Source organism: Leucobacter sp. Ag1 (assembly GCF_000980875.1).
GTDB lineage: Bacteria > Actinomycetota > Actinomycetes > Actinomycetales > Microbacteriaceae > Leucobacter > Leucobacter iarius.
The window spans coordinates 67,137-81,735 of record NZ_LAYO01000108.1 but is presented as its reverse complement, the minus strand read 5'-3'; the positions used below and the strand labels follow the sequence as shown (position 1 = coordinate 81,735).

Here is a 14,599-nt window from a genome sequence, read left to right as displayed (position 1 = left end):
TCAGGACTTTCCGCCGTTGATGACGGCTTCCTTCACGGCGCCGGCCTCGACGCCCGCGTCAGTGAGGATCTTGGTGTAGGTGCCGTCCTTCATGAGCGACTCGACGGCGGCCTGCACGGCCTTGGTGAGCTCGCTGTCCTTGGCGGTGACGAAACCGTAGGGGGCGTTGTCGAAGGACTCGCCGGAGGCCTGGAGTGAGTCACCGGTGGCCTTGATCGCGGCGAGGGTGACGGGCGAGTCGGCGGAGAGCGCGTCGGCCTTGCCCACGACGACCGCGTTGGTCGCTTCTTCCTGGCCGTCGAACTTCAGCACCTGGATCTCGGGCTTGCCGGCGTCCTTGCAGGCCTTCTGGCGGGCGGGCATCTCGTCGGTGTCCTGGACGGTGCCGGACTGGACCGAGACCTTGAGGCCGCAGGCGTCCTCGGGGTTGACGGTCTTGCCCTTGGGTGCGGCCCAGAGGGTGCCGGCCTGGTAGTAGTCGATGAAGTCGACCGACTTCTGACGCTCGAGGGTGTCGGTGAACGAGGACGAGCCCATGTTGAACTTGCCGCCGTTGATGTTCGGGATGATCGAGTCGAACTTCGACACCTGCCACTCAGGCTTCAGGCCGAGCTTCGCGGCGATGGCGTCGGCGAGGGTGACGTTCCAGCCGGTGGGGTTGCCGTTGGCGTCCTTGTACTCGTTGGGCGGGTAGGACGCGTCGGTGCCGATGATGAGCTTGCCCGAGTCCTTGATGTCCTTGGGGAGCAGGGCGACCGCGGCCGAGTCCGCCTTGATGTCGCTCGTGGCGGGGGTCTTGGTGCCGCCGCCGGCGCCTTCGGAGTCGGAGTTGTTGACGCAGCCGGTGAGCGCGAGCGCCGCCACTGCGGCGACTGCGGGAAGTACCACTCGAATCTTCATCGATCCATTTCCTTACTTCAGTGTCAGGGAGGAGGGGTGAGCCTGGGGACCGAGTGTAGCGATCACGGCGGATGTTCCGGCCCCAGATTGTCTCGGCGGCACCAGACGGTGTCTGGAGTACCGGAATCTGCGCGGAGCCCCGGGCGTAGTCGAAGCCTAGCCCGCATGAAATGCGCGTCAGAAACCGACGTGCGGATTGGAATCCGATCGAGACCAAGGGTTTTCCGGCCGCATATCCGCACCTCCGGGTAACGAACGGGTAACGAATTTAACTCCCGGTCAGCGCAAGATTATCCGCGACCGTTCGCGGGATATCCGTCCGGTTCACCTTGCGACCCCGTATGCGCGTTGTTAGCGTCGAAGACAGCGTTCCACGCGAAAAACCCTGGTCCGCGGCCGCCGCGGGAGCACCTGCTCGATGCGCGACGGGCGTACGGTTCGCGGTGGCCGCCGGTCCCGATGGCCGCGGCATGCAGGACGCCGGTCGAAGCGGTCGAGAGGATCGCGCCCGGGCGTCCCCCACCGCCGAACCCGGACCACGCAGCGGGTGCCTTCGGCGTACCCGCATGAGGAGTGTCTGTGACGATCCAATCGCCAGCACCGCCCACCGATCACGAACGAGACGCCCGCGAGGGCGCCTCCTCCGAGCCCGGAACCGCCATCGCGGTCGAGAGCGTCTTCAAGGTCTTCGGCCGACGGCCGAACGAAGCGGTGAAGCGCCTCCGCACGGGCGCGAGCCGCGACGAGGTCCGCCCCTTCGGCACCGCCGCAGTGATCGACGCGAGCTTCGACGTGCGCCGGGGCGAGATCTTCGTAGTGATGGGGCTCTCGGGCTCCGGCAAGTCGACCCTGATCCGCATGCTCAACGGGCTCAACGAATCCACCGCCGGTTCGATCCGGGTGTTCGGCACCGAGGTCGTCGGCCTCGGCGCCGCCGAGCTGCGCGCCGTGCGCCGCGACCGCATGTCGATGGTGTTCCAGCACTTCGCGCTGCTCCCCCACCGATCCGTGCTCGACAACGTGGCCTACGGCCTCGAGCTGCAGGGCGTCGCTCTGCCCGAGCGCACCGCGACCGCGCGGCGCTGGCTCGACCGGGTCGGCCTGAGCAAGTGGGAGTCGTCGCTGCCGGGCGAACTGTCGGGCGGCATGCAGCAGCGCGTCGGCCTCGCCCGCGCGTTCGCGGCCGACACCGACATCCTGCTCATGGACGAGGCGTTCTCGGCCCTCGATCCGCTGATCCGCCGCGAGATGCAGGAGCTGCTCATCGAGCTCCAGCAGGAGCTCGGCAAGACCATCGTGTTCATCACGCACGACCTCAACGAGGCCATGTTCCTCGGCGATCGGATCGCGGTCATGCGCGACGGCCGTATCGTGCAGGTCGGGACGCCGAACGACATCCTCACCGATCCCGCGAACGACTACGTCGCGCAGTTCGTGCAGGACGTCGACCGCGCCCGCGTGCTCACCGCGGGCGACGTGATGGAGCCCCCGCTCGCCGTCGTCACGGCGAGCGCCGGCCCGCGCACCGCGCTGCGCACCATGCGCGACCTGCAGACCTCTGCCTGCTTCGTCACGACGGGCGGCCGCAAGCTGCTCGGCGTCGTGCGCGACAAGGACATGCTGCGCGAGGTGCGCGAGGGCGGTACGGACGTCACGAAGCGCCTGCGCCCGACGCCGTCGATCGTGTCCCCCGACCAGCACATCGCGGAGCTCTTCGAGCTCGCGGTCGAGAGCCCACTGCCGGTCGCCGTGATCGACGAGCAGGACCGCCTGATCGGCGTCGTGCCGCGCGTGACTCTGCTCGCGGCCCTGACCGACCTGCCCGCGGTCACCACCGAGATCCCGATCATCGAGCCCGCGCCGGGCGTCCCCGCCGCGACGATCACCGAGACCCTCGCTGCGAACGGCGCCGATGCGCCCGGATCCGGCACTGCCGATGACGGGGAGGCGACCCGATGAACGACTTCCGCATCCCCGTCGGCGACTGGGTCGCCGGTGCCCTCGACTGGTTCAAGGACACCTTCACCTGGCTGCTCGACTTCGTCGGCTTCGTCATGCAGTGGCTGGTCTCCGGCCTCACCGACGCGCTGCTCGCAGTCCCCTTCCCCGCACTGATCCTGCTGTTCGCACTGATCGGCTGGTTCGTGCGCTCGTGGCAGCTCGCGCTCGGAACGGTCCTCGGCTTCCTGCTCATCGTCGCGATGGGCCAGTGGGAGACCTCGATGCAGACGCTCGCGCTCGTGCTGATCGCGACGCTGCTCGCCGTGATCATCGCGGTGCCGCTCGGGATCCTGGCGGCGCGCAACGACGCCTTCAGCGCGTTCGTCAAGCCGGTGCTCGACTTCATGCAGACGATGCCCGCGTTCGTGTACCTGATCCCCGCGGTCACCTTCTTCAGCATCGGCGTGGTGCCGGGCGTCTTCTCGACGGTGATCTTCGCGCTCGCCCCGGGCGTGCGCTTCACCGAGCTCGGCATCCGCGGCGTCGACTCCGAGACCGTCGAGGCGGGCCACGCGTTCGGCGCGACCCCGGGCCGGATCCTGCGCGGGATCCAGCTGCCCCTCGCGATGCCGACGATCATGGCCGGCATCAACCAGGTCATCATGCTCGCCCTGTCCATGGCGGTCGTGGCCGGCTTCGTCGGCGCCGACGGCCTCGGCAAGGAGGTCATCGCCTCGATCTCGACGCTGAACCTCAGCCAGGGCGTCGAGGCCGGCCTCGGCGTCGTGATCCTCGCCGTCTTCCTCGACCGCGTCACCGCCGCGCTCGGCACCCCGAGCAAGTACCGCTCGTCGGTGCTCGGCTCGATCCGCCGCGCGCCGAGCGCGAAGGCGAAGCGCATGTGGTTCGGCCTCGCGGCCGCCGTGGTCGCGATCGCGCTCGTCGCGGTCGGCAGCCTCGCCGTCACCCGACCCTCGGGCGGCACTGACGAGGCGACGGGCGGTGCGGGCTCGGGCAAGACGATCACGCTCGGCTTCCTGCCGTCCTGGACCGACGGCCTCAGCATGACCTACCTGCTGAAGGACCAGCTCGAGAAGGAGGGCTACACGGTCGAGCTGAAGGAGCTGACCGAGGCCGCCGTGCTCTACACGGGTCTCGCCAAGGGCGACGTCGACATCTACCCGTCGGCCTGGTCCGAGAAGACGCACGCCAGCTATATGAAGAAGTACGGCACGGACATCGAGGACCTCGGCGCGTACTACGACAACGCGGTGCTCACCATCGCGGTGCCGAAGTACGTCGACATCGACTCGATCGAGGACCTGAAGGGCAACGCCAAGCGCTTCGACGGCAAGATCATCGGCATCGAGCCGAGCGCGGGCCTCACCGAGCAGACGCAGAACACGATGATGCCCGAGTACGGCCTCGACAAGGAATACGAGCTCGTGACCTCGTCGACCGCGACCATGCTCACCACCCTGCAGAACGCGATCGACAAGAAGCAGGACATCGCGGTGACCCTGTGGCGGCCGTTCTGGGCGAACGACAAGTTCCCCGTGAAGGACCTCAAGGACCCGAAGGGCGCGATGGGCAAGCCCGAGGCGCTGCACTTCCTCGCGAACAAGGGCTTCAGCGAGAAGCACCCCGACATCGCGAAGATGATCGCCGGGATCAAGCTCGACGACGCCGAGTACGGTTCGCTCGAGGACCTCGTGGTCAACAGGTTCGGCAAGGGCAAGGAGCCGGAGGCCGTCACCGAGTGGCTGAAGGAGCACCCCGACGCCTACCCGACGCTCGTGACGAAGTAGCGCGGCCCGGCGCGGAAACGCCGAGGGCCCCGGAGCATTCCGCTCCGGGGCCCTCGGCGTTTCCGCGGGTCGCGCTACTGGGTCTTGACCGCGCCGGTGCGCCGGCGGATCTCCTCCGAGACCACGATCGCATCCCCCTCCGGGGCGTCCGACTTGCGGTCGGGTCGCGCCACGAACAGGTAGACCAGGCCGGTGACCAGCACGACCGCGAGGCCGATGAGCACGACGTAGTCGGCGAAGAACTCGCCCGTCTCGCCAGGCTTCGCGAGCAGGTACATGGCGAAGAGCCCGTACGCGAGCGCGACGACGTTGACCACGGTGCCGGCCTTGCCGAGGCTGAACGGCCCGGCGGGCTTCCAGCCCTTGACGCGCTGGCGCAGGCTCGCGAACACGACCATCTGGAACGACAGGTAGATGCCGAGGATCGCGAACGAGGTCACGGCGACGAGGATCCCGTTGTTGAAGTAGATCAGCACGCAGATGAGCGCGGGCACCGTGCACGCCACGATGAGGGCGTTGGTCGGGACCTTGCTGCGCTCCGACACCTTCGACAGCCAGGTGTGCCCCGGCAGCATGCCGTCGCGTGCGAACGAGTAGAGCAGGCGGCTGGCGGCGGCCTGCAGGCTGAGCACGCACGAGATGAAGGCGAGGATCGCGATGATCAGGAACAGCTTCGCGCCCACGGGTCCGAGCGTCGCGTCGAGGATCGACGGGATCGGGTCGGTGACCTTGCCCGCCACGATGTCCTCGAGGTTCGGCGCGGCGAGCACGTAGCCGCCGAACGAGAACAGCGCCGAGATCGCGCCGACGAAGATCGTCATCATCATGGCGCGCGGGATCCGGCGGGCCGGATCCGACACCTCCTCGGCCACGTCGCCGCACGCCTCGAAGCCGTAGAAGAGGAAAAGGCCCGCGAGCGCCGAGGCGAGGAAGACGGGCACGTACGAGCCGTCGCCGGCGGTGCCCATCGTGTCGAAGAACACCGAGAAGTCGTGCTTGCGCTGGAAGATCAGCAGGTAGAGCCCGAGCCCGATCACGCCGATGAGCTCGGCCGCGAGGCCGATGCGGGCGATGCGCCCGAGCCACTTCGTGCCCGAGAAGTTGATCGCGAGCGCGAGCAGCAGCAGTCCGAGCGCGGTGAACAGCGTCGCCTCGGGCGTCAGCTCGATGCCGAGCAGGCTCGTGACGAAGCCGGAACCGAACTCGGCGACCGAGGTGATCGTCACGATCATCGCCCAGATGTAGACCCACGCGGCCAGCCAGGCGTAGCGCCGGCCCCAGAGCCTGCGCGCCCAGGGGTAGATGCCGCCGTGGATCGGGTACTGCGAGACGACCTCGCCGAACACGAGCGAGACGAGCAGCTGGCCGCACGCCACGATCACGATCCACCAGATCGAGGGCGGACCGCCCGTCGAGAGCGCGACGGCGAGGAGCGAGTAGACGCCGACGAGCGGCGAGAGGTAGGTGAAGCCGAGGGCGAAGTTCGCCCACAGACTCATGGATCGATCGAACTTGCCCTCGTAGCCGAGCACCGCCAGGTGCTCGTCGTCGCCGAGGTGCCCGTTCGGAGTATTGGACGTCATCGTCGCGTTCCTTTCGGAGCCGGCCGCGCCCCACTGCGCGGACCGGGTCAAGCATAGAGCCCCCGCGACCGGGCCCGATCCGCGGGATCGCACAGTTCTCGCCCTCCTGCGTTGTGCAGGGAGGTCCGGCGGGGCGTGCGCTCCGGCATACTGGTGCCCATGTCCGAGCCCCAGCCGCAGCCCCACCCCCTCGACGTCGTCCCCTGGCCCCTGCGCACCGAACGCCTCGTGCTGCGCCGCGCCGAGACGGGCGACCTCGACGCGCTCTGGCAGCACCGCGGCCGCGCCGACACCGGCGAGTGGCTCGGCTGGCACCCGGCGGATCGCGCCGACTGGGACGCGTCGGCTCCGTCCCGGCTGCCCGACATGCTCGTCTTCGAGCTCGACGGCAGGGTCATCGGCGACGTGATGATCCGGGTGTCGGACGCCTGGTCGCAGCGCGAGGTCCGCGACCGGGTCGCCGGCGTGCAGGCCGAGCTCGGCTGGACCATGCACCCCGACTTCGAGGGCCGCGGCTACGCCACCGAGGCCGTGCGCGAGGCGATCCGCGTCTGCTTCGAGGAGCTCGGCCTGCACCGGATCCAGGCCGGCGCCTTCACGCCGAACGAACCCTCGCAGAAGCTCATGCGCCGCGTGGGCATGCGGCACGAGAGCAGCTCGGTGCGCGACGCGCTGCACCGCGACCACGGCTGGGTCGACGGTGTCCTGTACGGCCTCCTCGCCGAGGAGTGGCGGCGGCAGCGCGACGGCCGCGCGCCCCGGGCCACGATCCTGCACGGGTACACCGCGACCCCCGACGACCACTGGTTCCCCTGGCTCGCCGAGCGGCTCGAGGCCGCCGGCTTCGAGGTGAGCGTCCCCGAGCTGCCCGAGTCCGTCCGGCCCGACGCCGCCGCCTGGCACGCTGCGGCCGATGCGGCGATCGGCGAGATCCGCGACGGCGACGCCGTGATCGGGCACAGCCTCGGGTCCCTCGTCGCGCTCCGGGTCCTCGCCGAGCGCGCCCGCCGCGCAGGCACCGGCGTCGCACCGGCCGCTCGGCTCGGCAGCCTCGTGCTCGTCTCCGGCTTCGCCGGCCCCATTGCGCCGGTGCCCGAGCTCGACGCCTTCGCCGAGGCCGGAGTCGACCTCTCGGCCGTACCGGGGTTCGTCCGCAGCATCGCCGCGGTCCGCTCCGACGACGACACGATCGTGCCGCCCGCCGACACCGACTCACTCGCCGCGGCGCTCGGCGTCCCGGTCGAGGTCGTGCCCGGCGGCGGCCATTTCCTGGGCCGCGACGGATGGACGAAGCTCCCCGCCGCACTCTGGCCCGTGCTGCGCACGTCCTGAGCCCGACGGGGAACCGCGGCCCGGTCTAGGAAGCGACGAACAGCGGGATCGCGCCCGTCAGGATCCCGACCGCGAGCATCACGAGCGACACGACCGTCGCCCGCCACAGCACCTTCTTGTGGTGGTCGCCGAGGTTCACGCTCGCGAGCGAGACGAGCAGCAGGATCGCCGGCACGAGCGGGCTCTGCAGGTGCACCGGCTGGCCCGTGATCGACGCGCGCGCCATCTCGACGGGGTCGATGCCGAAGTGTGCCGCGCTCTGCGACAGCACCGGGAGTATCCCGTAGTAGAAGGCGTCGTTCGACATGAAGAAGGTGAACGGGATCGACAGCACGCCCGTGATCGGCGCCAGGAACGGGCCCACCTCGTTCGGCAGCACCCCCGTGATCCACTTCGCCATCGCGTCGACCATGCCGGTGCCCGAGAGCACGCCGACGAGCACGCCGGCCGCGATCACCATGGACACGACGCCGACGATGCTGGGCGCGTGCGCCACGATCTCGGCCGCCTGATCCTTCAGCTTGCGGAAGTTCAGCACGAGCGCGAGGCCCGCACCGACCATGAAGACGTAGGGCAGCGGCATGATGTCGAGCACCAGCAGCACCATCACGGCGACGGTGAGCACCAGGTTCGCCCAGATGAGCTTGGGCCGCAGCGTCGCGCGGTTCGGATCGAGCATGGTGTCGGCCATGGCCGTGTCGGTCGGGTCGACCTCGGCGGCAGCCACTGCGGGCCCGCCGATCCCGACGGTCACCAGGTTGCCCGTGTGCAGCGAGGCGCGGGCGCCCGGCTTGCTGTCCGCGCCGCGGAACAGCTTCGGCACCCCGGCCAGCAGGCCGCCGTCGGCGGCGCCGTCGAGCCGGGTCGCGTCGATGCGGCCGAGACGGTTGCGCTCCTGGATGCCGAGCATCCAGGCGAAGCCGAAGGCCACGACGAGGCCGACCAGCATGGCGGGGATCATCGGCACGAACACGTCCGACACCTGCAGGTTCAGCGCGGTCGCGGCGCGCACCGTGGGCCCGCCCCAGGGGAGGATGTTCATCGTGCCGTTCATGAGGCCGGCGACGCAGGTGAGCACCACGGGGCTCATGCCGAGCCGCAGGTAGATCGGCAGCATCGCCGAGGTCGTGATGATGAACGTCGTCGATCCGTCGCCGTCGAGCGAGACGGCCGCGGCCAGGAGCGCCGTGCCGAGCACGACCTTCGCGGGATCGTCGCCGAGGAGGCGCGTGATGACGCGGATCAGCGGATCGAACAGCCCCACGTCGATCATGATCCCGAAGAACATGATCGCGAACATGAGGAGCGCCGCCGTCGGCGCCATGTTGCCGATCGCGTCGAGCACCATGTCGCCGAGGCCGAGGCCCGCACCCGCGAAGAGACCGAAGATGGTGGGCACGAGGATCAGCGCGACCATCGGGGTGAGCCGCTTCGTCATGATCAGGGTCATGAACACGAGCACCATCGTGAATCCGAGGATCACGAGCACCCACTCGGGCGGCACGAATGCGAGATCGTAAGAGGGCTTCTCGTCCGCTGCGCGCAGCAGCAGCTCGGACATCGCCGGTTGCATCAGATGACTCCTTTGTCGTCGGACCGCCGAGAGCGGCCTGCGCCGATGCTAGGGAGAAACCGGACTCGGCTCCGGCTAGCTCGCATTTCGTCGCGTTCTGCGCGTAGCGTGGGTTCTGCGCATTGTGCGCGCGATGCTTCGGAGGTGCGGATGCGCAGAATGGAGAGCATGGCTCGACCGGACCGCGCGCGTCTGCGCTTCGCCACTCGCGTCCTGCTGCTGCAGCTCGGCACGGTGGTGCTGGTCGTCGCCCTCTGCACCGGCGTCTACCTGTTCCTTGCGGTCCAGCAGCTCCGCGCGTCATCGCAGGCCTCGGCGCTCGGGATCGCCCGCACCGTCGCCGAGGACCCCACCGTGCGCGAGCTCGTCGCCGAGTTCTCCGCCGACCCCGGCACCCCCGCGGCCGCGGGACTGCGCGACGGCGAACTGCAGCGCACCGCATCGGGGATCACGGAGCGCACCGGCGTGCTGTTCGTCGTGATCACCGACGACCACGGGATCCGCCTCGCGCACCCGCAGGCCGACCGGCTCGGCCAGGAGGTCAGCACCCCCTACGACCGCGTGCTGCAGGGGCACGAGGTCGTCGACTGGGAACGCGGCACCCTCGGAGTCTCGGCCCGCGCCAAGGTCCCCGTCTACGCGCCCGGTGCCGAAGGGACCGGCCCCGACGCGCAGCACCCCGTCGGCGAGGTGAGCGTCGGCTTCGAACAGGGAAGCGTCTTCGACGACCTGCCCGCGCTGCTCGGCTCGATCGCGCTCGCCGCGCTCGGCGGGATCGGAATCGCGACCCTCGCCACGCTGCTGATGCGACGGCGCTGGGAACGCCTCACCCTCGGACTGCAGCCCGAGGAGCTCGCCGCGCTCGTGCAGAACCAGACCGCCGTGCTCGACGGCGTCGGCGACGGAGTCCTCGGCATCGACCCCGACGGCACCGTGCTCGTCTGCAACGCCGCCGCGGAGCGCATGCTGGGCATCGACCGCCCCGTGGGCCGCCCGCTCGCCGAGCTCGGCCTGCCCGCCCCGATCCTCGCGGCGCTCGCCGCCGACGACGACGAGGGATCGACCGACGCCCCGCGTTCCGGCGGCGGAACCGCCCGCGAGGCCGACATCGGCGTCCTGCACGCCGGTCGAGTGCTGTACGTCGAACCGCGGCCCGTCCGACGCGGGCAGCGGCGGCTCGGCCGCGTCGTGATCGTGCGCGACCGCACCGACCTCGTCGCGCTGAGCGAACGCCTTGAGACCGTGCGCGCCATGACCGGGGCCCTGCGGGTGCAGCGGCACGAGTTCGCGAACCGCATGCACGTCGCCGCCGGGCTCATCGACGCCGAGCGCGTGCCCGAGGCCCGCGAGTTCCTCGGCGAGCTCGTCGAGCGCGGCGCCGTCGGCTACCCCGTGGTGGGGCTCGACCGGCTCGGCGATCCGTTCCTGCACGCGTTCCTCGGCGCCAAGGGCATCGAGGCCGGCGAACGCGGGGTGCGCCTGCGCATCGGCGAGGACACCCAGCTGCTCGGCACGATCCGAGATCCCGAGAACACCGCCGCCGTGCTCGGCAACCTCATCGACAACGCCGTCTCGGCGGCCGTGCGAGGCCCGGCACCGCGCTGGGTCGAGGCGACCCTGCTCGACGACGGCGACGCGCTCGTGCTCACCGTGGGCGACTCGGGGGCCGGGATCCCGCCCGGCACCGACGTGTTCGCGCGGGACGGTTCCGGGGTCCCGAGCGGCGAGCCGACCGGCGATCCGGCCGGCCGTCTCGATGAATCGGCGCACGGGCACGGGCTCGGGCTCCCCCTGTCGCGCGAGATCGCACGCGCGAGCGGCGGGGACCTCTGGGTCGTCGACGGGGGCGGTGCCGGGTCCGGGTCCGGGTCCGGGTCCGGGTCCGGAGCCCGCTCGGATTCCGCGGTCGACGGTGATCCCGGATCCCGCACCGGCGCGGTGTTCGCCGCGCGGATCGGCGGGGCCGTCGACCCCGACCGCGACGCCGAGGCCGGACCGGCCGCTCCCCCCGTTCACCACCAGACCGATCCGACCGAGCAGGAGCACCCGTGACCGATCCGATCCGCACCCTCGTCGTCGACGACGACTTCCGAGTCGCCGGTCTGCACCGCGACATCGTCGCCGAGCGTCCGGGGTTCCTGGCGCTCGAGCCCGCCCGCTCGGTCGCCGAGGCGCGGGCCGCGATCCGCGCCCACCGGCCCGATCTCCTGCTGGTCGACGTCTACCTGCCCGACGGCGACGGCATCGACCTCGTGCGCGCGGCGGGGTGCGACGCGTTCGTGATCTCGGCTGCGGGCGACGCCCCGACCCTGCGCCGCGCGCTCCGCGCGGGGGCCCTCGCCTGCCTGCTCAAGCCGTTCGGACCGCGCATGCTCGCTGAGCGGCTGGAGCGGTACGCGAGGTTCCGCAACCTGCTCGCGGGGACGGGCACGGTGGCCCAGGAGGATCTCGATCGCGCCCTCGCGATCCTGAACGGGTCGAGCGACCCCGTCTCGCTGTCGCGCTCCGCGACCGAGAAGCTGATCCTCGACGCGCTCGGCGCCGAGGAGTCCTCGGCGAGCGAGGTCGCCGAGCGCGCGGGGACCTCGCGCGCCACGGCGCAGCGCCACCTCGCGGCTCTCGCCGCGCGTTCGGTCGTGGAGGTGCGGCTGCGCTACGGGTCGACGGGGCGCCCCGAGCACCGGTACACGCTCGCGTCGCGCTGAGCGCTGAGCTCGGGGCCTGCGTTTTGGCGCTCTGCCGGCCCGCCGACCTCGTCGAACGGCGGCAAAACGCTCGAATGGGGACGCATAGGCGTCGTTTGCCGCCGCTCGACGACGATGCACGTGCGTGTGCGCGTGCGAGGGAGCGCGCGAACGCGTCCGTCCGAGCGCGGAGCCCTACCCGATCTCGAGCGCGAAGCCCGCGCCCGACGGCGCGATACGCACGGCGGTGAGGTCGGCGACGTGCGCGTCCGGCGCATACCGAGCCGCCGCGGCCCCGACCCCGACGACGCGCATGCCCGCGGCGCGCGCGGCGGCGATCCCCACCGAGGAATCCTCGAACACGACGCAGTCCGCGGGCGCGACCCCGAGCCGCTCGGCGGCGAGCAGGAACCCCTCGGGGTCCGGCTTGCTCGCACTCACCGATTCGGCGGTGACCGCGAGCTCGGGCACACGCACCCCGGCGGCGCCCATGCGCGCGTGCAGCAGGGGCGCATCGGCCGAGGTCACCACGGCATGCGGGAACGGCGCGAGCGCGTCGACGAACGCGGCGGCTCCCGCGATCTCGACGACGCCGTCCGTCTCGACCGCCTCGCGCGCCAGCATGCCGGCGTTCTCGGCGAGGTTCTCGTCAGCGGATCGCTCGGGCAGCAGGATCGCCATGCTCTCGTGCCCCTGGCGGCCGTGGATCACCGACAGCACGGAGTCGCGAGGCACCTCGTGCCGGGCCGCCCACTCGCCCCAGAGCCGTTCGACGACCGCGGTCGAGTCGACGAGAGTGCCGTCCATGTCGAGCAGCGCTGCCCGTGCTTCGATGCGTTCCATCAGCCCAGCCTAGGCGAGCTGTCCGCGCCGACGGCCCGCCCGAAGCGGCGCGGTTTCGCGACTCACTGCCGGCGCGCAGACTCGGGCCGGGTGCCGAGCGGTAACGTGACGTCGTGAACAACGGCACTCCCCCGGCGATCCGCGCGACCGGGCTCGTCAAACGATTCGGCAAGCAGACGGCGGTCGACGGCGTCGACCTCGAGGTCGCGCAGGGCGAGGTCGTCGCGTTCCTCGGCCCGAACGGGGCGGGCAAGACCACGACGATCGACATGATCCTCGGCCTCGGCAGGCCCGATGCCGGCGACGTCGAGCTGTTCGGCATGAGCCCCCGCTCCGCGATCGCGCGCGGACTCGTGTCGGCGGTCATGCAGACCGGCGGCCTGCTCAAGGACCTCACGGTGCGCGACATCATGCGGTTGAACGCGTCGCTGTTCTCGTCGACCATCGACGTCGACGACGCGCTGGAGCGCGCCGGGATCCTGCAGCTCGCCACCCGCAAGATCGAGAAGTGCTCGGGGGGCGAGCAGCAGCGGCTCCGCTTCGCGATGGCGCTGCTCTCCGATCCCGGTCTGCTGATCCTCGACGAGCCGACGACCGGCATGGACGTCGAGGGGCGGCGATCCTTCTGGAACGCGATCCACGCGGACGCGGCTCGCGGGCGCACCGTCGTGTTCGCGACGCACTACCTCGAGGAGGCCGACCAGTACGCGGATCGCATCGTGCTGATCCGCCAGGGCCGGATCGTGGCCGACGGCTCCGCCGCGGAGATCAAGAGCATGGCGGCCGGACGCACGGTCGAGGCCGTGCTGGAGGGCGCCGAGGCGAACCGCACCGAGCTCGAGCCCGTGCTGCGCGCGCTGCCCGGCGTCGAGCAGGTGGAGCTGCGCGGCGACCGGATCAAGGTGCGAACGGCGTCGTCGGACGACACGGCCCGGCACCTGCTCACCGCGACCGCGGCGCACGACGTGACCATCACGAGCCAGAACCTGGAGCAGGCGTTCCTGCAGCTCACGGGCGACGGCGAACCGGATTCCGAGCAGCAGCGGCTCGGCCAGCACGAGAACACGGAGGCGGCTCGATGAGCGGTGCGCAGCGGGTGCAGACCGGCCGGATCGACACCGCGAACCGCACGACTCCGCCGTTCGGCGGCTTCAACCTGCGGTTCCTCGGCATGGAGCTCAAGCGCAGCTTCCGCAATACGGGCACGCTGATCTTCACGCTCGCGTTCCCCATCGGCATGCTATTCATGATCGCCCTGCCCAACAAGAACACGGCCGTGACCGACGTGCCCGTCTCGCAGGGCGGACTCTCGGCGGCCGTGCCGATCATGATCTCGATGGCCGTGTACGGCGCGATGGTCGCTTCGACCATGATCGGCGTCTCGGTCGCGACCGAGCGCTCGCAGGGTTGGAGCCGCCAGCTCCGACTCACCCCGCTGAACCCCGGCGTCTACATCGGCGTGAAGATCCTCACGGGTCTCGCGATCGGCGCGGTCGGCGTCGCGGCGACGCTGATCGCGGGCACGATCCTCGGCATCCACGCGCCCCTCGGCAACCTGCTGCTCGCGGGCTTCATCGCCTGGATCTCGTCGCTGATGCTCACGGCGCTCGGCCTCGCGGTCGGCTACGCCTTCCCCGCGCAGAACGCGATGCGCTACCTCGGCCCGATCCTGCCGATCCTGAGCTTCATGGGCGGCCTGTTCGTGCCGCTGCAGATCCTGCCTCAGGCGCTGCAGATCGCCGCGAAGTTCACCCCGCTGTGGGGCATCGCCGACATGTCGCAGTCGGCGTCGATCGGCGTCGCGCCGGACCCGTGGTCCTACGTGAACTTCATCGCCTGGCTGGCGCTGTTCTCGGGTGCCGCGATCATGATGCTGCGCCGCGATACCTCGCGGGTCTGAGCCCGGAGAAGGGGCTCGGGCCGGTGCGGGGATCG

Annotated in this window: 11 protein-coding genes and 1 pseudogene; 8 read left to right on the top strand and 4 right to left on the bottom strand. The window is 70.6% G+C overall.

Translation table 11 applies throughout. From position 1 onward, the window contains the following. Complete coding sequence (locus tag XM48_RS14075; protein ID WP_231580893.1) at window positions 1-888, bottom strand: ABC transporter substrate-binding protein; 888 nt, start codon at window positions 886-888, stop codon at window positions 1-3. A 723-nt stretch (window positions 889-1,611) separates the two neighbouring features. Here XM48_RS14075 and XM48_RS14070 point away from each other — a divergent pair. From XM48_RS14070 to XM48_RS18330, 3 genes and pseudogenes are all read left to right on the top strand, one after another. Beyond that, window positions 1,612-2,859: a glycine betaine/L-proline ABC transporter ATP-binding protein gene (locus XM48_RS14070; RefSeq protein WP_369699857.1), complete on the top strand. Its 1,248-nt coding sequence runs from the start codon at window positions 1,612-1,614 to the stop codon at window positions 2,857-2,859. Beyond that, a pseudogene (locus tag XM48_RS18700) lies at window positions 2,856-3,587 on the top strand (ABC transporter permease); the annotation flags it as partial. The gene XM48_RS14070 and the pseudogene XM48_RS18700, both read left to right, overlap by 4 nt. A gap of 153 nt (window positions 3,588-3,740) precedes the next feature. Continuing rightward, a complete protein-coding gene (locus XM48_RS18330; protein ID WP_197074220.1) occupies window positions 3,741-4,649 on the top strand; it encodes a glycine betaine ABC transporter substrate-binding protein in 909 nt (302 codons plus the stop codon). Between the two features lie 74 nt (window positions 4,650-4,723). Here the strand turns inward: XM48_RS18330 and XM48_RS14060 are convergent, their stop codons facing one another. Then, on the bottom strand, window positions 4,724-6,232 hold the full coding sequence (locus tag XM48_RS14060; protein WP_046456453.1) for an APC family permease: 1,509 nt from the start codon (window positions 6,230-6,232) through the stop codon (window positions 4,724-4,726). 159 nt (window positions 6,233-6,391) lie between these two features. Between XM48_RS14060 and XM48_RS17610 the strand changes: the two genes are divergently transcribed. Further along, window positions 6,392-7,564, top strand: a complete 1,173-nt coding sequence (locus XM48_RS17610; RefSeq protein ID WP_084821192.1) for a GNAT family N-acetyltransferase — start codon at window positions 6,392-6,394, stop codon at window positions 7,562-7,564. A 25-nt stretch (window positions 7,565-7,589) separates the two neighbouring features. On the opposite strand, the gene XM48_RS14045 is transcribed toward XM48_RS17610, so the two are convergent. Next, window positions 7,590-9,137: a CitMHS family transporter gene (locus tag XM48_RS14045; protein WP_046456452.1), complete on the bottom strand. Its 1,548-nt coding sequence runs from the start codon at window positions 9,135-9,137 to the stop codon at window positions 7,590-7,592. A 168-nt stretch (window positions 9,138-9,305) separates the two neighbouring features. Between XM48_RS14045 and XM48_RS14040 the strand changes: the two genes are divergently transcribed. Continuing rightward, window positions 9,306-11,189: a sensor histidine kinase gene (locus XM48_RS14040; RefSeq protein WP_156175076.1), complete on the top strand. Its 1,884-nt coding sequence runs from the start codon at window positions 9,306-9,308 to the stop codon at window positions 11,187-11,189. Continuing rightward, window positions 11,186-11,842, top strand: coding sequence for a response regulator (locus tag XM48_RS14035; protein WP_046456451.1), 657 nt, complete (start codon window positions 11,186-11,188; stop codon window positions 11,840-11,842). The genes XM48_RS14040 and XM48_RS14035 overlap by 4 nt, the downstream gene beginning before the upstream one ends. 174 nt (window positions 11,843-12,016) lie before the next feature. Here the strand turns inward: XM48_RS14035 and XM48_RS14030 are convergent, their stop codons facing one another. Next, entirely contained in the window at window positions 12,017-12,664 is a 648-nt protein-coding gene (locus tag XM48_RS14030) for an HAD-IA family hydrolase (protein WP_046456450.1), read from the bottom strand. Between the two features lie 113 nt (window positions 12,665-12,777). On the opposite strand from XM48_RS14030, the gene XM48_RS14025 reads away from it, so the two are divergent. Continuing rightward, window positions 12,778-13,746, top strand: a complete 969-nt coding sequence (locus XM48_RS14025) for an ABC transporter ATP-binding protein (protein ID WP_046456449.1) — start codon at window positions 12,778-12,780, stop codon at window positions 13,744-13,746. After that, window positions 13,743-14,564: an ABC transporter permease gene (locus XM48_RS14020; protein WP_046456448.1), complete on the top strand. Its 822-nt coding sequence runs from the start codon at window positions 13,743-13,745 to the stop codon at window positions 14,562-14,564. The genes XM48_RS14025 and XM48_RS14020 overlap by 4 nt, the downstream gene beginning before the upstream one ends. Window positions 14,565-14,599 lie beyond the last annotated feature (35 nt).

Bases quoted from the DNA above. Each gene is read 5' to 3' on its own strand.
- XM48_RS18330 (WP_197074220.1), top strand. From the start codon at position 3,741: ATGTGGTTCGGCCTCGCGGCCGCCGTGGTCGCGATCGCGCTCGTCGCG.
- XM48_RS14060 (WP_046456453.1), bottom strand. From the start codon at position 6,232: ATGACGTCCAATACTCCGAACGGGCACCTCGGCGACGACGAGCACCTG.
- XM48_RS17610 (WP_084821192.1), top strand. From the start codon at position 6,392: ATGTCCGAGCCCCAGCCGCAGCCCCACCCCCTCGACGTCGTCCCCTGG.
- XM48_RS14045 (WP_046456452.1), bottom strand. From the start codon at position 9,137: ATGCAACCGGCGATGTCCGAGCTGCTGCTGCGCGCAGCGGACGAGAAG.
- XM48_RS14040 (WP_156175076.1), top strand. From the start codon at position 9,306: ATGGCTCGACCGGACCGCGCGCGTCTGCGCTTCGCCACTCGCGTCCTG.
- XM48_RS14030 (WP_046456450.1), bottom strand. From the start codon at position 12,664: ATGGAACGCATCGAAGCACGGGCAGCGCTGCTCGACATGGACGGCACT.
- XM48_RS14020 (WP_046456448.1), top strand. From the start codon at position 13,743: ATGAGCGGTGCGCAGCGGGTGCAGACCGGCCGGATCGACACCGCGAAC.